This is a genomic window from Herbihabitans rhizosphaerae (genome assembly GCF_004216555.1).
Lineage (GTDB): Bacteria > Actinomycetota > Actinomycetes > Mycobacteriales > Pseudonocardiaceae > Herbihabitans > Herbihabitans rhizosphaerae.
Map to the genome: position 1 here is coordinate 164,209 of NZ_SGWQ01000006.1, position 16,106 is coordinate 180,314.

Below are 16,106 nucleotides of genomic sequence, written 5' to 3' on the forward strand. Positions count from 1 at the left end.
GGCGTTCCCGGATTTTCGGCTCGAAGTTTTCTGTTGCGGTGGGAGTATGGATCGACGGAGTACAACCGATGTTGTGCATGTGAGTGGGGACTGCACATGACCGACCTAGTGAACTACCTGGTCAACCTGCCGCCCGCGATGCTGATCGCGGTGCTGCTGGTCGGTTGTGCCGTTGAATCGACGTTGTTCGTCGGCGCGCCGATATCCGGCGAGATCGTCGTCATCACCGTTGTCGGATTCCTGGATCCTCGGCTACTGCCCGTGGCGATCGCCGCGGCGGCGGTCGGCACCTTCGCCGGACAGTCCGCGAGTTACCTGATCGGGCGAACTTTCGGACCTCGCCTGCGGGACGGCTGGATCGGTCGCCGGATTGGCCGGCACCGGTGGGACCGCGCCGAGCAGGTCGTGGGCAACGCCGACGTCGCGACCATCATCGCGTTCCGGTTCGTCGCGGTCGGCCACACGTTCGTGCCGGTGATCGCCGGTGCGATGCGGATGCCGTTCCGGCGCTACGGCTCGCTGGCCGCCATCGCGTCCACCGCGTGGGCGGTGGCGTGGTCGCTGCTGGCCGCGTTCGCCGGCCAGGTCGGGCACGCGCTGCTCGGCGGCTGGGGCCGGGTCGGCCTGCTGACGCTGTGTCTGGTGATCGGCCTGTTCGGGATCAGGGCCGCCACGAGGCAGACGCGCCAGGACAACGACGACGCCGCCGAGGAGGACGACGCGGCGTTCCCTGAGCAGCGCATCAGCACCGAGTCGGCATACGTCGATGCGCGTACGGAAACCGGCCCGCCGCACGCCAACGGACGCAGTGCGGATGACGCTCCCTCGCCGACGCGATGCCCCCCGGAAAATCGCACCATGGGGGCATGAGCACTCCAGCAGAACCCCCGGTAAGAGCTTCCGATTCCGAGCGCGAGGAGATCGCCGCCCGGGTCCAGGCGGCCGGCGCGGAGGGCCGCCTCAGCCTCGCGGAGACCGAGGAGCGCCTGACCAGCGTGTACACGGCGCGGTTCCGGCACGAGCTGACCACGCTGACCTCCGACCTGCCGTCGCCGCAGCCGGCCAGGGGCCCGGCCCGGGCACCCGCCGTGTGGCAGGGACAACTGGCGGGCCGGCGCAACCCGCTGGCCGTGCACGCCGCGATCGTCACGCTGATCAGCGTGATGCTGATCGTCCGGTGGGTCGCCTCGCCGATCCCGTACTTCTGGCCGATCTTCCCGATGTTCTGGCTGGCGATGAGCCTGCTGGTGCACGCGCGGATCCGCAGGAGTGGCTGGGCCCGTCGCCGCCTTCCCACGGGGTAGGACCGGCGTTCGACTCCGTGGACGGCTTGTGCCAGAATCGACCACGTGGCTACGCAGTTCTTCTTTTTTTACGGGAACCGGACTCCGGCTCCCGTGGTCGCGTAGCGCAACGAACCACACGAGCCCCGGAGTCCACGGACCCGGGGCTCGACGCTTTCCGGGCCGGGAATCCGCAGAACGCGGAGGAACACGATGACCACCACGTCGCAGGACGAGAGCAAGTCCGAGCCAGCCGAGTCCCAGCCAGCCGAGTCGGGGGCAGCCGAGCCGTCCCCTGACCAGATCACCGAGCTGCGCAAGGAGATCGACTGGCTCGACGCGGAGATTCTGCGTCTGGTCAAACGCCGGGTCGAGGTGTCCAAGACGATCGGGGCGGCGCGCATGGCCGCCGGCGGTCCTCGGATCGTGGTGAACCGCGAGATGGACGTGCTCGCCCGCTACCGCGAACTGGGCCAGGACGGCCGCGCGATCGCCATGGCCCTGCTCAACATGGGCCGGGGAAGGCTCGGTCGCTCGTAGCCCGAAATCCGGGCTGGCTCAGGGGGATCACCCATCCGCGGACGTCGAGAACAGGGCACACTGGACACATGCTGAACTTGATCGCCTTCATCATCGCCATCGCGGGCCTGCTCGCCGCACTGGGACACGCCGGCTACCTGGCCATGCTGAACTCCGCGGCGAACAAGCGGGCCGGCGGGACGCAGATCGCGCAGTACGTGCGGTCGCGGTGGCCGATCGCCGGCGTGACCACCGCGGCGGCGGCGGTCGGGCTCCTGCTCGCCAACGGCAGCGGGTTCGCGGACGTCCTGGCGATCCTGCTCGGCGCCGGCTCCGGAGCGGTGGCGACCAAGGCCCTGCAGTCGACTCAGCAGCGGTACCGCAGCGGCGGCTAAGCAGGTATTTCGCCAGCCCACAAGGGGTGTCACCCGATCGTGTAACGCACCGCCGTAGGGCGTACTGGGTGCGGCGGCGCCTCACGCACGGCTTACCCTTAGAGACTTAAGCCCCTGGTTTTGCGGAGTGGGTGAGAGTCGTGTCCCCTCGCGATGACGTCGGTCGTGCGCTCGTGGTGACCGCGCACCCTGACGACGTCGATTTCGGGGCGGCGGGCACGGTCGCGGCGTGGAGGAGCGCCGGCATCGAGGTGGCCTACCTGGTGTGCACCTCGGGCGAGGCGGCCGGCGAACCCGAGGTCCCGCGAGCCGAGATCGCCGAGACCAGGCGCGCCGAGCAGCGCGCCGCCGCGTCGGTGATCGGCGTCGAACGGGTGACCTTTCTTGATCACCCGGACGGCGCGCTCACCCCGTCGATCGAGCTTCGCCGCGACATCACCCGCGCGATCAGGGAGTTCCGGCCGGACCGGGTGCTGACCTGGTCGCCGGAGATCAACTGGGAGATGGTGGTCACCACCCACCCCGACCACCGCGCGACCGGCGAGGCCGCGTTCGCCGCGGTCTACCCCGACGCGCGGAACCCGAACGCGCACCCCGAGCTGCTGCGGGACGAGGGCCTGCGGCCGTGGACGGTGCGCGAGCTGTGGCTCGCCGACGGCCCGCCGGCCGCGCGCAACCACGCGGTGGACGTCACCGATACGTTCGCGAAGAAGATCGAGGCGCTGCGCCAGCACCGCTCGCAAGTGGGGACAGCCGAGGGGCTCGAGGAGAACCTTCGACAGCACCTGTCGAGGGCCGCGAGGCGCCACGGGCTGCCGGTCGGACACCTGGCAGAGGTCTTCCAGGTAGTCGACACGAACTGACACAGAGTGTTCGCGTCACGACCGGGAGCGAGAGGAGTCACTACAGCATGAGCTATGGGGAGCGTGCTGGTGAGTTCGCGTCGCACCACGGTCGTCACAGCCTCGACTCGGCCGGGAGGCATTGGACGCCGGCCGTCCCGGCGGGGGCTCCGCGCCGCCGTCCCGCGCACGCCAGACAGGTGGTGATGCCGCCGCCTCGGCCGCCGTCGGACCAGCCACCCCGGAACCCTCCCCCCCAGAACCCTCCACCCCGGAATCCGCTGATCGACTCCATGTCGCACACGTCGCCCGGCGGGCTGCGCGGGTTCGATCTCGGCACGGTGCCGGCGTCGGTGACCCCACCGCCGAGCTGGCGGCGGGCCGCGTGGTTCGCGGTGTCGGCCTCGGTGGCCGTGGTGATCGGCCTGGCCGTGGCGGCCGCCGCACTGGTCGGCAAGCAGCGTGAGCCACAGGTGCTCGACGCGCTGCCGGGCCTGCCGACACCCCAGATGCTGAACCCGATTCCGACCGACGGCGTGCTCGAGGGCAGCTCCACCGGCCGGGGTTCGTCCAGCCGGTCGTCGTCGGGTTCGACCACGACGTCGTCGCCGACGGACGACCCGTCCCTGCTGACCAGCGGCTCACCGGGGTCGATCGTGCACCTGCCGGGTGGCGGCACCACGATCATCACCTCCGGGTCACGCCCGACCGGCGGCACCTCATCCACAACGGGCAGCCCCACAAGGCCGGCAACGCCGCCGAGCAGGTCGACCACCAACGCCTACCCGTTCGAGGTCACCGATGCCAAGAAGGTCGGCGACAAGACCGAGCAGTACTACATGGCGGTGACCGACAACCCGGACGCCGCGTACGCCATGACCACCGGCCAGATGCGCAGCGAGGGCAAGGAGGCGCTGCGGAAGAAGTACGCGAACGTGTCCCGGGTCGAGGTGAAGAAAATCATCATCGATCCGAGCACCTCGACCTCGCGCAGCGTGGTGCGGATCGTGAAGAAGGACGGCACGGCCCACACCGAGGAGCGGGAGCTGCGGTTCTCCACCGGTAACGATCCCAAGATCAGCTCCGAAACCGCCCACTGATCGCTCGATAAGCGGTCGATGGGTGATCGGACGCGCTTCGTAAGCACTACTCCTATCGAGTGACACCCCCTGCCGTTCGTCTCCACGATCAGGTGAACTGGCGCGTAAGACTGGCGGCTCGGGTGCCTTTCACGGTTACGTAGTCCCCCGATCGCGCAACGCACGGAGGAAGTTTTCCTGTGGACCGTCCCACTGTCGGACGACGTCATGCCCGCGACGGCTCAGTACATGTCACTGAACTGATCAAGTCGCGGTCGGCCATGACGCGCCCACGCGGCTACCGCACCGGCACGGTGCTGGACGAGTTCGTGGGCGAGGACGGCCTTCCGGCCAGCCATCGCAGGCAGCCGACGACGCACGCCCAGATCGCCAAGCTGGCCGGCATCACCTTGGCGGCCTGCATGCTGTGCGGCTCGGTCGCCGCCGCGTCGGTGATCTCCAGCGACCGGCAGGCCGAGCGGGTCGACGACGTCCGCCAGGCCGCCCAGATCACCGGCGAGCAGGCGCTGCGCCCGGACCTGCTCCAACTCGGCCTGCTCGGCGACGTCGAACGACCGACCTCGTCCGGCCACTCGCACGACCACGACCACGACCACGCGCAGGAAGGCGACCTGCCGGCGCTGCCCGTGCCGCAGAAGCCCAGTACGTCCAGCGCGCCGCCGACCGGTCGTACGGCCTCGCCCCCGCCGTCGACCGTCGAGGTGGCCCGCGACTTCTACGACCGGCTGCGCCGCCGCCCGCACGACGCGATCGGGCTGCTGGCCGGCAACCTGCTCGGCGCGAACCTCGGGCCGTTCGTCCAGTCCTGGCAGGGCGTCCAGCAGGTCGACGTGCTCGACGTGCGCCAGCGGCAGGGCAACTCGGCGATCGCGACCGTGCTGATGCACATGGCCGACGGCTCGCACCTGCGCGTCCAGCAGCTGCTGACCACCTCGGGCGGCAGTTCGCCGAGGATCGTCGGCGCCGAGATCCTGTCCGCCCAGCGCAGCTGAGGCTTGCCAGGGGGCCGAACCACGGGCTTCGTGACGGTGTGTACAGTCGCCTCCGCGTGCACCCACATGGTGGACTGCGTTCGTGTGCGCAGAGTGAGCACCTAGCCTGATGAGGTCGGTGTGCCTGGGGGAAATCGGCGAACGCAGTACGGCTAGTGCGAGCGCCACGGTAAAGGTCTCTGGAGGACCCGTGACCGAGCTTGCGAAACGAACGAATCACGGCGGTGGTTGTCGGTGAGTGAACAGGGGAGGCTCATCGCCGGCCGGTACCGGCTGCTGCACAAGATCGGCAGCGGTGCCATGGGCGTGGTGTGGCAGGCGCAGGACGAGCGCCTGAACCGCACGGTCGCCGTCAAGAAGCTGCTGCTCGCGCCGGACCTGCCCGCCGAGGAGCGGGAAGAGGCCGTCCAGCGCTGCATGCGCGAGGGCCGGATCGCCGCGCGCCTGCACCACCCGAACGCGATCACCGTGTTCGACGTCGTGGACACCGACGGCGTGCCCTGCCTGATCATGGAGTACCTGCCGTCGTCGAGCCTGGCCGCGGTGCTGGCCGAGCACGGCCCGCTGCAGCCGCGCGAGGTCGCCAGGATCGGCAGCCAGGTCGCCGCCGCGCTGGCGGCCGCGCACGCCGCCGGGATCGTGCACCGCGACGTCAAGCCGGCCAACATCCTGCTCGGCGACAACGGCGTCGTGAAGATCACCGACTTCGGCATCTCGCGGGCCACCGACGACGTCACGGTCACCAAGACCGGCCTGATCGCCGGCACGCCCGCCTACCTCGCACCCGAGGTGGCCTGCGGCCGGGATCCGGCACCGCCGTCCGACGTGTTCTCGCTCGGCTCGACGCTGTACGCGGCGACCGAGGGCGAGCCGCCGTTCGGCCTGTCGGAGAACACGCTGGGCCTGCTGCACGCGGTCGCCGCCGGCAGGATCAACCCGCCGTCCCGCTCGGGCGAGCTGGGGCCGGTGCTGGCCGTGCTGCTGGCCACCGAGCCGGAGGACCGGCCGGACACCGCGCAGGCGCGCGACATGCTGTCCGACGTCTCCTACGGCGACCAGCCGAACCTCAGCGGCTTCGCGGCGATCGCGGACGCGCCCACCGCGCTGGCCGACCCGGCCGGCGAGCAGGCCACGCAACTGGTCGACCACGACGCGGCGACCCGGATGGTCGGCCCGGCCGACGCCGGCACCCGTCACGGCGAGCCGGTCCCCTCGGCCGCCGCCGGTGACGAGCCGCGCCGCCGTGCGCGCGGGCCGCTGGTCCTCGCGGGTGTCGCGCTGCTCGTGGTGCTCGGATTCGGCGCGTGGTTCCTCACCACGCGGAACACGGACGCGACACCGGGCGGCACCACGCCGATCAACGGCACGTCGGCCTATCAGCCGCCGGGCGCCGGTCCCCCGCCGGGGCCGACGGAGGAGACGACCACCAAGTCTCAGAAGCCGACCGCGACGACGTCCAAGCGGCCGACGACCAGCTCGGTGCCGACCACCACGTCGAGCGAGCCGGTCCCGACCACCACCACTCCGGACGACCGTCCGACCACGACGACGACCCGGCCGACCACCACGTCGAGGCCGGCAACTACCAGCGGCGGGAACTGACACCGATTGGTGCCCGCGTGCGGCCCAGCTCACCTACGGTGGTGTAATCTCGCGCCGCCTGATCGACCTAACCGGGGTGGACCGTGACTGACGAAGGCTCCCTGGTCGCCGGCCGATACCGGTTGGGCCAGCGCATCGGCAGCGGTGCCATGGGAGTCGTCTGGCAGGCGCACGACGAGCGGCTGCACCGGACGGTGGCGGTCAAGCAACTGCTGCACCGCCCCGGCCTGAGCACCGCGCAGTCCGAGGAGGCGCGGGCGCGCTCGATGCGCGAGGGCCGGATCGCCGCGCGCCTGCAGCACTCCAACGCGATCACCGTCTACGACGTCGCTCAGCACGACGGCGACCCGTGGCTGATCATGGAGTACCTGCCGTCGCAGAGCCTGGCCGCGGTGATCGACGAGCGCGGTGTGCTCAGCCCGGAGGAGACCGCGCGGATCGGCGCCGAGGTGGCCAGCGCGCTGGAGGCGGCGCACGCGGCCGGGATCGTGCACCGGGACGTGAAGCCGGCCAACGTGCTGCTCGGCGACGACGGCAGCGTGAAGATCACCGACTTCGGCATCTCCCGCGCGACCGGCGACGTCACGGTGACCGCCACCGGAATGCTCGCCGGCACGCCCGCGTACCTGGCGCCCGAGGTGGCCAAGGGGCACGATCCGACCCCGGCGTCCGACGTGTTCTCGCTCGGCTCGACGCTGTACACGGCGGTCGAGGGGCGCTCCCCGTTCGGCCTGTCCGAGAACACCTTCGCGCTGCTGCACGCGGTGGCCGCCGGTGCGGTGACGCCGCCGAGGCAGGCCGGGCCGCTCACCGCGCTGCTGATGCAGCTGCTGCGTTCCGAACCCACCGAGCGCCCCACGATGACCGCGGCCCAGGAGGCGCTCGCCGCCGTGGCCACCGGCCGGTCGGTCACCCCGGGCCTGCTCAGCCCCGCCGGCCCGACACAGGCGATACCGCTGGTGCCGCCGACACCCATCCCGCCGCCGACCCAGCCGGCGCACAGCGGGACCAGGATCGACCCGCACCCGTTCGCCGAGCCGCACCCGACGCCTCCCCCGACCCAGCCGCCACACCAGTCGCAGCAGGCGCACGTGCCCTACCACGGGCCGCCGCCCGCCAAGAAGACGAACACCCGCGCGATCGTGCTGACGGTGCTGGCGATCCTGCTCGCCGCCGCGATCGGGGTGCTGGTCGCCGTGCTGCTGACCAACCGCGAGAACGACGCGTCCCCGCCGCCCGCGTCGAGCAGCGCGCCGCCACCGCCGGCCACCACCGAGAAGCGGACCACGACGTCCAAGCCGCCGACCACCACGGCCACGACGACGACTCCGACCACGACGTCGTACAAGCCGACCGCCGCGGACCTGGAGAAGGCCGTCCGCGAGTACTACAGCCTGCTTCTGACGCAGCGCGACGAGGCGTGGAGCCGGCTCAGCCCGAGGGCGCAGCAGAAGACACGCGGCCGGGAGACCTGGGAGAAGTTCGTCGACGGGCTGGAGTCCGCCGAGGCGGGCAACACGCGTGCGGTGGGCAGCACCGTGTTCGCCCAGATCAAGTTCGAGACCAAGAAGGACAAGGAGTCCCGCGAGGGCTACGTGTTCACGATGATCGAGAAGGACGGCAAGATCCTGATCGACGACTACATCCAGATCCCCGGCGGCGGCGAGCGGTAGGTCGTGCCTGATGGATCTCGGTCGATGGGCGACCATGGATCCGTCAGACGCGGCCTGGCTCACACCAGCCGGCGGTCCGACGCCCAGCGGGACAGCTCGTACCGGTTGGACAGCTGGGTCTTGCGCAGCACGCTGGACACGTGCGTCTCGACCGTCTTCACCGAGATGAACAGCTCCGAGGCGATCTCCTTGTACGCGTACCCGCGCGCGAGTAGCCGCAGCACGTCCCGCTCGCGCGGGGTGAGCAGGTCCAGCTCCGGGTCGCTGATCGGCGCGGCGCCGGGCCGGTCGGCGAACGCGTCCAGCACGAAGCCGGCCAGCCGCGGCGAGAACACCGCGTCGCCGTCGGACACCCGCACCACCGCGCGCACCAGTTCCTGGCTGGAGATCGTCTTGGTGACGTAGCCGCGCGCGCCGGCCCGGATCACCGCGATCACGTCCTCGGCGGCGTCGGACACCGACAGCGCCAGGAAGGTGATCTCGGGGTGGTCGGGCCGGGAGCGGCGCAGCACCTCGGCGCCGCCGCCGTCGGGCATGTGCACGTCCAGCAGCACCACGTCCGGCTTGTGGTGGCCGATCCCGGCGACCGCCTCGCCGACCGTGCCGGCCTCGCCGACGACCTCCACCTCGTCGGTCAGCGAGTCCAGCTCGGTGCGCACGCCCGCACGGAACAACGCGTGGTCGTCGACGAGGAACACCCGCACCGGGCGCCGTGCTCCAGACTGTGGCCCTGACTGGGTCTCGCTGTCGCTCACGCCTGCTCCTTCGTCCGTCGTGTCACGCTGGCCCTCGGCATGGTGAGGCCGACCTCGGTGCCCTCGCCGAGCGCGGTGCGCAGCCGCACCTCGCCGCCGTTGCGCTCCATCCTGCCCCTGATCGAGCCGGCGAGCCCATGCCGGTCCGGGGAAACCCCGTCCGGATCGAATCCCCTGCCCCGGTCCCGCACGAACACGCTCACCTGCTCCGGCTCCACCTCGGCGTACACGCTCACCTCGCCGACGCCGGCGTGCTTGGCCGCGTTGACCGTGGCCTCGCGGGTGGCCTGCACGAGTGCCGCCAGCTTCTCGTCCACCTCGCAGTCGCCGACCACCACGTGCTGCACCTTGATCGCGAAGGAGTCCTCGACCTCGCCGCTGACCCTTGCCACCGCCTCGGACAGCGTGCTGGTGACGATCACCTGGGGTTGTCCGGGCGCCGGCTTCACCCCGCCGGAGGACACGCGCGCGCCGTAGCCGGCCGGCCCGTACAGCCAGCCACGAAGCTGCCGCTCCTGGCCGCGGGCCAGCCGCTGCACCTCGCGCGGCGTCTCGGACTGCTTCTGGATCAGCGCGAGCGTCTGCAGTACGGAGTCGTGCAGGTGCGCGGCGATCTCGGCGCGCTCCTCGGTGCGGATGCGGGCGCGCCGCTCCTCGCCGAGGTCGCGCACCATGCGCAGCCACCACGGGACGGTCAGCACCGCGACGCCGACCAGCGCGGCGAGCACCGCGAGCAGGGCGAACTGGATCTGGTCCAGCTTCACGCCGGGTGCCAGGAACACGGCGATACCGGTGGTGACCAGCGCCGCGCCGGTGAGCACGCGGACCAGCGCGCCCCGGCCGCCTCCGCCGAGCACGCCGGACCGCGCACCCGCGCGCCAGCGCCGCCGCTGCGACTCGTCGGCCTCGCGCCACACCACGACGGCGCCGACCATGGTCACCGCGAGTCCGCCGGCGACCCAGCCGCTGACGTAGCCGGACAGCGTGCCGACCGCGACCGCGAGCCCGATGCCCAGCGCGACCAGACCGAACGCCTGCTGGCGCTCCTTGGTCGAGACTGGTTCGCCCGCATCGGCCGGCGCCTGCGGCACGAACACCCAGAGCAGGCCGTAGGCGACCGCGCCGGCGCCACCGAGTGCGGCGAGCACCGCGAACGCGGCGCGCACCCACAGCACGTCCACGCCGAGGTGGTCGGCCACACCGCCGGCCACACCGGCGATCGTGCGCCCTGACCTCCGGCGGAAGACCTTCGGTTCGGCCACCGCCGGCGAGTTGTCGCGACTTGGGGCCACCACGCCGGTGCCCTCCTCGGTCTGCCCGGCCGTTCGCTGGGCCGCTTCGTCTACCTGCACTGTCACACCCAGAATGGTCACACGCACGCGCGCGCGTTTCATCAGGGAAGCACCCGGACGTCCAGACCGTACGATTCGGGGCAACCTCAGGGGCGTCCCCGATGCCTCACGCTCTCCGACGACGGATGCTCGGTAATGTGAACGGTACGCATAGATCCCAGTCCGGCCCCAGTGCCTCGGGCGCCGAGGACTCGCTCAACGACTTCTGGGCGAACAGGCCACGGCGTCCCCGGCGCGGCCGCAAGATCGCCGGTGTGGCGGCCGGCATCGGCCACCGGTACGGCATCGATCCGGTGCTCGTGCGGGTGGCGTTCCTGGTCGGCGCGCTCTACGGCGGCGCGGGCATCGTGCTGTACCTGCTCGGCTGGCTGCTGCTGCCGGAGGAGTCCGACGAGACCTCGCCACTGGAGTCGCTCGTCGGCCGGGGGCGCAGCTCCACATCGGCGATCTTCACGCTGCTGCTGTGCGGCCTGCTGATCCCGGCGTTCGGCTGGGTGTTCGACGGGTTCTTCCCGGGTTACATCGGGTTGATCGTGTGCGCCGGCGCGCTGTATCTGTTGCACCGCAACCGAAGCCACGTTCGGCAGGTGGCAGCGCAGCCGGTGGCGAGCCCCATGCCGGCTGACACGTTCGCGACCACCGCCCCGCGGCCGCAACCGTCCACTGTGGACACTCCGGCGGACGGCACGCGGGAGTTGCCGGTCGAGGAGCGCACCACGCCGCCGGCCTGGGATCCGCTTGGCGCGGCACCGTTCGCGTGGGATCTCCCGGAGCCGAGCCAGCCGCCGGTCGAGGAGCCGCCGGAGCCGGCGCAGCAGCGCTCCAAGATCGGCATGATGACCATCGCGGCGCTGCTGATCGTCGGTGGCGGGGCGGCCCTGATGACGCTGGTCTCGCCGGGCACCAGCGGCTGGTTCACGCCGCCGCACATCGTCGGCGTCTCGCTCGCGGTGATCGGCCTCGGACTGGTCGGCGGCGCGTTCGTGCGGGGCGGCCGGGGGCTGATCGGGCTGGCGGTTCCGCTGTCCATGGTCGGCATCCTGATGACCGCGAGCGACTTCGACGGGCAAGGCGGCGTCGGCGACATCACCGAGGCGCCGACCACCATCGACGCCGTGCAGTCCTCCTACGAGCGGTCGGTCGGCTCGGTGTCACTGGACCTGACCAGGCTGCCCGCGATCGGCGACGTGAACACGCGGGTCGACGTGGACGCCGGCGACGCGACGGTGATCCTGCCGAAGAACGCCGACGTCGACCTGAAGTGCGAGACCGACGTCGGCGAGGTCACCTGCCTGGACCGCACGATCAACGGCCTGGGCGGCCAGCTCAAGGTGAACAACGACGGAGACGACGGCCCTGGCGGGTTGAAGATCGACCTGACGGTGAAGACCGATGTGGGCAGCGTGGAGGTGCGCCGTGGCTGACGAGACGGATGACCTGGCCGGCAAGCAGGTCGGCAAGCGCGGCATCGACCCGCTGGCACTGCTGGCCGGGATCGCCACCCTGCTGGTCTCCGCCTACGTGCTGACCGACGGCGACATCTGGGTGCCGTCCGTGGACGGGCGGTGGGTGCTCGCCGGCGGCGCGGTGCTGGTCGGCCTGCTGCTGCTCGCCGCGTCGATGCGCGGCGACAAGCGGAAGAAGAAGTCCCGCTAGTCGACGTGGGCTCGGAAATACGGCGGTCGGTGTCGCGTGCGATGCTGACCGCCGTGTCCCGTTCCCTGCTTACCGCCGTGTTCGCGGCGACCGTCCTGCTGACAACCGCGTGCGCCACCACCGTCATCGGAACCGGGCGCGGCCCCGGCGAGGGCGACGACAAGGGCACGGCCCAGATTCCGGCCTACACACCGCCACCGAACGGAGGCGGGTTCACCGGCCAGCCGATGGATCAGCCGCTGCCGATCCCTGCCGCGGGCGCCGACCTCTGTGCCTGGACGCCCACGGCACTGCCCGAGATGGCGGCGGCTCTCGGCGCGACCGGCGTGCAGAACTCGTCCAGCGGCTGCCAGTACGTGCTGCCGAACAACAAGATCGTCCAGATCCACGCGACCAGCCCGTACAACGAATTGTCCCAGCGGACCTTTCTGCTGGAGTCGTTCGAGACCGGCGGGCTGCGCGGCCGGGTCTACGCGTTCGTGGGGCCGCCGAACACGATCTGCTCGGTGAACCTCGACGTGCGGGCGCTGGCCGGCTTCGCGGTCGACACCTACGACCGTGACCGGCAGGGCGGCAACCAGCGCGAGCACTGTGAGACCGCGAAGAAGGCGGTCACGGTCCTGGCGAAGAAGTTCGTGCCGGCGCTCGGCGGCACGCCGTTCCCCGGTGCGCGGCAGCAGCCGCCGGCTCTGCAAGGCGTGACGCCGTGCAAGGCGGTCACCCACAGCGCCGCCTACTACGCCGGCGTCTCCGACAAGGAGGGTGCCGAGCAGGCCACCGGCTTCGGCGGCACCTGCACCTACGAGGACGACAACGGGACGGTCACCGGCGTGGTCGTCTCGGGCGATCCGTCCACCGTGCCCCGCCAGGTTCCGGGCGGACAGGTCCGAGAGGGCAGGTTCGGCTCGATGCCGGCGCGGTTCGAGCAGGCCGCGGACACGTGCTTTGTCCTGGCGACCGTCGGCGCCGGCCAGGCCCTCGGCGTGAGCTACAAGGACGCCGAGGGTGCGGCCGGCAACACCTGCCTGCGCGCACAGGTCGTGCTCGCCGTCTCGGTCATCAAACTGATGCAGGGCAGCTGATTCGTCCCATTTGTCCCGCGCCGCGCACACGATCGTGCGATGCTCCCGCGCATGGCTCGCACTGCCCTCGCCGCGATCAGTGTGCTCATCGTCCTGCTGACCACCGCGTGCACGCAGGCCGTCATCGGCACCGGCACCGACGACGGGACGAGTAGCGGCCCGATACCGACCTACCGGCCGTCCAAGGACGGCAGCGGCTTCACCGGTCAGCCGCGCGACCAGCCGCTGGCACTGCCCGCGGGCGGCCCCCGCATCTGCGAGTGGCTGCAGCCGACGATGCCGGACATGGCCGTCGTCGGCGCGATCGGGTTCGGCGTCACCGCGTACGGGTGCAACCTGGCGGCCAACAAGGTCGCCCAGATCCGCGTCGACGGCCCGTACAACATGATCACGCAGCGGACCTACCTGCTCGAGCACTACGAGTTCGCCGGGCTGCACGGGCGGATCTACTCGTTCGCGCCGCCGCCCAACCAGATGTGCACGGTCCAACTGGACGTCCGCGCGTTCACCAGCATCGCGGTGGACGTGTACGAGCCCGACAACAACCGCGGCGACCGGCGTCAGCACTGCGAGACGGCCGGCAAGGTGATCCAGGTACTGGCGCGCAAGTTCGTCCCGGCGGCGGGCGGCACGCCGTGGCGGGAAACGGTCCAGGCGCCGGCGGCACTGACCGAGACGGCGCCGTGCAAGGTGGTTCGCTCCACCGACGCGGCCTTCGCGACCGTCTACGCGAAGACCGGCGGCGAGCAGCGCACCGACTCCGGCGGGACGTGCACCTACCACGACAGCCGGGGCACGGTCATCGGTCTGGTCAGCACGAAGACCGGCGGGCTTGCCGATGTGCCGCGACAGGTTCCGAGCGGGGAGGTGCGCGAGGGCAGGTTCGGCTCGCTGCCCGCGCGCTACGAGCAGTCGGCGACCCGGTGCTTCGTCACCGCCGCGTTGCCCAGCGGCCAGGCCATGGGCGCGGGCTTCACCGCCGACGGCGAGGCGCCGGCGCGCAACTCCTGTCAACTGGCCCAGACCGTGCTCGCGGTCTCCCTCGTGCGGCCGATCCAGCCGCTGCGCTGACGATCACTCCCACTCGATGGTGCCCGGCGGCTTGCTGGTCACGTCCAGCACGACCCGGTTCACGTCGTCCACCTCGTTGGTGATCCGGGTGGAGATCCGCTCCAGCACGTCGTAGGGCAGCCGGGTCCAGTCCGCGGTCATGGCGTCCTCGCTGGACACCGGGCGCAGCACGACCGGGTGCCCGTAGGTGCGCCCATCCCCTTGCACGCCAACGGATCGCACGTCGGCGAGCAGCACGACCGGGCACTGCCAGATGTCGCGGTCCAGGCCGGCGGCGGTCAACTCCTCACGGGCGATCGCGTCGGCGGCGCGCAGCAGGTCCAGCCGCTCGGCGGTGACCTCGCCGATGATCCGGATGCCCAGCCCCGGCCCGGGGAACGGCTGCCGGTGCACGATCGTCTCGGGCAGCCCGAGTTCGACGCCGACCCGGCGCACCTCGTCCTTGAACAGCGACCGCAGCGGCTCGACCAGCTCGAAGGCCAGGTCGTCGGGCAGTCCGCCGACGTTGTGGTGACTCTTGATGTTGGCCGCACCCGTGCCGCCGCCGGACTCGACCACGTCCGGGTAGAGCGTGCCCTGCACGAGGAAGCGGTAGTCGCCCTCGGCCTTGAGATCGCGCTCGGCCTGCTCGAACACCCGGATGAACTCGCGTCCGATGATCTTGCGCTTCTGCTCCGGGTCGGACACGCCGGCCAGTGCCGCGAGGAACCGCTCGCGCGCGTCCACGGTCACCAGGTTGACCCCGGTGGCCGCGACGAAGTCCCGCTCGACCTGGGTGCGCTCACCGGAGCGCAGCAGCCCGTGGTCGACGAACACACAGGTCAGCCGGTCGCCGATGGCGCGCTGCACGAGTGCCGCCGCCACCGCCGAGTCCACCCCGCCGGACAGGCCGCAGATCGCCCGCCCGTCACCGACCTGCTCGCGGATCGCGGCCACCTGATCGTCCACAATGGACGCAACCGTCCACTGTGGACGGACACCGGCGATGTCGTGCAGGAACCGGCGCAGCACCTCCTGGCCGTGCGGCGAATGCGCCACCTCCGGGTGGTACTGCACACCGGCCAGTCGCCGCTCGACGTTCTCGAACGCGGCGACCGTGGCACGCGGGCTGGCCGCGGTGACCGTGAAGCCCTCGGGCGCCTTGTTCACCTCGTCGCCGTGGCTCATCCACACCGGGTGCCGGCCGGGCAGATCGGCGTGCAGCACGCCCGGCTCGGCGACCTCCAGATCGGTGCGCCCGTACTCGCGGTTACCGGTGTGCTCGACGGTGCCGCCGAGCGCGCGCGCCATCGCCTGGAAGCCGTAGCAGATGCCGAACACCGGCACCCCGGCGTCGAACAGCGCCGGGTCGACGCTCGGCGCGTCCTGCTCGTAGACGCTGGACGGCCCGCCGGACAGCACGATCGCCGCCGGGTCCTTGGCCAACAGTTCCGCCACGCTCGCGGTGTGCGGCACGACCTCGGAGTACACCTGCGCCTCGCGCACCCGCCGCGCGATCAGCTGCGCGTACTGGGCGCCGAAGTCAACCACCAGAACGGGTTTGCTCACCGGCTCGACCTCTTCCTCACGGGGTGCCGAACTGGCCCTGAGTGTCCATAGTGGACGGAACCATCTCGGCACACGGCTTTCACAGTGTGCCGACCGGTCCCTCCCTGGGCTTCTGTCCCGGAGATGCCTGCCGACGCGCGGGCGTCGGTTTTCCGTGGCGCTCGAACCAGACCCGCGCCCGGACTTGCTTTGGCGCGGCGGAACCCTAGCCACCAACATCGGTCAGCCGCGCCAAT

General features: G+C 71.2%; 16 protein-coding genes. 13 read left to right on the forward strand and 3 right to left on the reverse strand.

Features of this window, described 5'->3' with window-relative positions:
* The first annotated feature begins 96 nt into the window (after nt 1–96).
* From EV193_RS19175 to EV193_RS19220, 9 genes are all read left to right on the forward strand, one after another.
* Entirely contained in the window at nt 97–870 is a 774-nt protein-coding gene (locus tag EV193_RS19175; RefSeq protein ID WP_130345554.1) for a DedA family protein, read from the forward strand.
* Entirely contained in the window at nt 867–1,304 is a 438-nt protein-coding gene (locus EV193_RS19180; protein ID WP_130345555.1) for a DUF1707 SHOCT-like domain-containing protein, read from the forward strand. The genes EV193_RS19175 and EV193_RS19180 overlap by 4 nt, the downstream gene beginning before the upstream one ends.
* Nucleotides 1,305–1,496: 192 nt before the next feature.
* Nucleotides 1,497–1,823: a chorismate mutase gene (locus EV193_RS19185; protein WP_130345556.1), complete on the forward strand. Its 327-nt coding sequence runs from the start codon at nt 1,497–1,499 to the stop codon at nt 1,821–1,823.
* A gap of 68 nt (nt 1,824–1,891) precedes the next feature.
* Complete coding sequence (locus EV193_RS19190; protein ID WP_130345557.1) at nt 1,892–2,197, forward strand: hypothetical protein; 306 nt, start codon at nt 1,892–1,894, stop codon at nt 2,195–2,197.
* Between the two features lie 140 nt (nt 2,198–2,337).
* Entirely contained in the window at nt 2,338–3,060 is a 723-nt protein-coding gene (locus EV193_RS19195) for a PIG-L deacetylase family protein (protein WP_130345558.1), read from the forward strand.
* A gap of 272 nt (nt 3,061–3,332) precedes the next feature.
* Complete coding sequence (locus EV193_RS19205) at nt 3,333–4,139, forward strand: hypothetical protein (RefSeq protein ID WP_130345560.1); 807 nt, start codon at nt 3,333–3,335, stop codon at nt 4,137–4,139.
* Between the two features lie 260 nt (nt 4,140–4,399).
* On the forward strand, nt 4,400–5,131 hold the full coding sequence (locus tag EV193_RS19210) for a hypothetical protein (protein WP_130345561.1): 732 nt from the start codon (nt 4,400–4,402) through the stop codon (nt 5,129–5,131).
* A 234-nt stretch (nt 5,132–5,365) separates the two neighbouring features.
* Nucleotides 5,366–6,733 carry a serine/threonine-protein kinase gene (locus EV193_RS19215; protein WP_130345562.1) on the forward strand — a complete coding sequence of 456 codons (1,368 nt, stop codon included), beginning with the start codon at nt 5,366–5,368 and terminating at the stop codon, nt 6,731–6,733.
* A gap of 83 nt (nt 6,734–6,816) precedes the next feature.
* Nucleotides 6,817–8,406 carry a serine/threonine-protein kinase gene (locus tag EV193_RS19220; RefSeq protein WP_130345563.1) on the forward strand — a complete coding sequence of 530 codons (1,590 nt, stop codon included), beginning with the start codon at nt 6,817–6,819 and terminating at the stop codon, nt 8,404–8,406.
* Between the two features lie 59 nt (nt 8,407–8,465).
* Here the strand turns inward: EV193_RS19220 and EV193_RS19225 are convergent, their stop codons facing one another.
* Both EV193_RS19225 and EV193_RS19230 read right to left on the reverse strand, forming a co-directional pair.
* The gene (locus tag EV193_RS19225; RefSeq protein WP_130345564.1) at nt 8,466–9,161 is read right to left on the reverse strand and encodes a response regulator; all 696 of its coding nucleotides are present in this window, start codon (nt 9,159–9,161) and stop codon (nt 8,466–8,468) included.
* Nucleotides 9,158–10,519, reverse strand: coding sequence for an ATP-binding protein (locus EV193_RS19230; RefSeq protein ID WP_423202188.1), 1,362 nt, complete (start codon nt 10,517–10,519; stop codon nt 9,158–9,160). Before EV193_RS19230 ends, EV193_RS19225 begins: the two co-directional genes overlap by 4 nt.
* Nucleotides 10,520–10,650: 131 nt before the next feature.
* On the opposite strand from EV193_RS19230, the gene EV193_RS19235 reads away from it, so the two are divergent.
* The 4 genes from EV193_RS19235 to EV193_RS19250 are packed head-to-tail and all read left to right on the forward strand — an operon-like array spanning nt 10,651 to nt 14,322.
* Nucleotides 10,651–11,937 (forward strand): PspC domain-containing protein, encoded by a 1,287-nt coding sequence (locus EV193_RS19235; protein WP_242613502.1) that lies wholly within the window; start codon nt 10,651–10,653, stop codon nt 11,935–11,937.
* Nucleotides 11,906–12,169, forward strand: coding sequence for a hypothetical protein (locus tag EV193_RS19240; RefSeq protein ID WP_423202189.1), 264 nt, complete (start codon nt 11,906–11,908; stop codon nt 12,167–12,169). The genes EV193_RS19235 and EV193_RS19240 overlap by 32 nt, the downstream gene beginning before the upstream one ends.
* A 53-nt stretch (nt 12,170–12,222) precedes the next feature.
* Nucleotides 12,223–13,251, forward strand: coding sequence for a DUF3558 family protein (locus tag EV193_RS19245; protein WP_165401413.1), 1,029 nt, complete (start codon nt 12,223–12,225; stop codon nt 13,249–13,251).
* Between the two features lie 51 nt (nt 13,252–13,302).
* On the forward strand, nt 13,303–14,322 hold the full coding sequence (locus tag EV193_RS19250; protein ID WP_165401414.1) for a DUF3558 family protein: 1,020 nt from the start codon (nt 13,303–13,305) through the stop codon (nt 14,320–14,322).
* Nucleotides 14,323–14,325: 3 nt separating this feature from the next.
* On the opposite strand, the gene guaA is transcribed toward EV193_RS19250, so the two are convergent.
* Entirely contained in the window at nt 14,326–15,870 is a 1,545-nt protein-coding gene (gene guaA / locus EV193_RS19255; RefSeq protein WP_130345569.1) for a glutamine-hydrolyzing GMP synthase, read from the reverse strand.
* Nucleotides 15,871–16,106 lie beyond the last annotated feature (236 nt).

Coding starts and splice junctions, on each gene's coding strand:
- EV193_RS19175 (WP_130345554.1), top strand. CDS start 97: ATGACCGACCTAGTGAACTACCTGGTCAACCTGCCGCCCGCGATGCTG.
- EV193_RS19180 (WP_130345555.1), top strand. CDS start 867: ATGAGCACTCCAGCAGAACCCCCGGTAAGAGCTTCCGATTCCGAGCGC.
- EV193_RS19185 (WP_130345556.1), top strand. CDS start 1,497: ATGACCACCACGTCGCAGGACGAGAGCAAGTCCGAGCCAGCCGAGTCC.
- EV193_RS19190 (WP_130345557.1), top strand. CDS start 1,892: ATGCTGAACTTGATCGCCTTCATCATCGCCATCGCGGGCCTGCTCGCC.
- EV193_RS19205 (WP_130345560.1), top strand. CDS start 3,333: ATGTCGCACACGTCGCCCGGCGGGCTGCGCGGGTTCGATCTCGGCACG.
- EV193_RS19210 (WP_130345561.1), top strand. CDS start 4,400: ATGACGCGCCCACGCGGCTACCGCACCGGCACGGTGCTGGACGAGTTC.
- EV193_RS19240 (WP_423202189.1), top strand. CDS start 11,906: ATGTGGGCAGCGTGGAGGTGCGCCGTGGCTGACGAGACGGATGACCTG.
- EV193_RS19250 (WP_165401414.1), top strand. CDS start 13,303: ATGGCTCGCACTGCCCTCGCCGCGATCAGTGTGCTCATCGTCCTGCTG.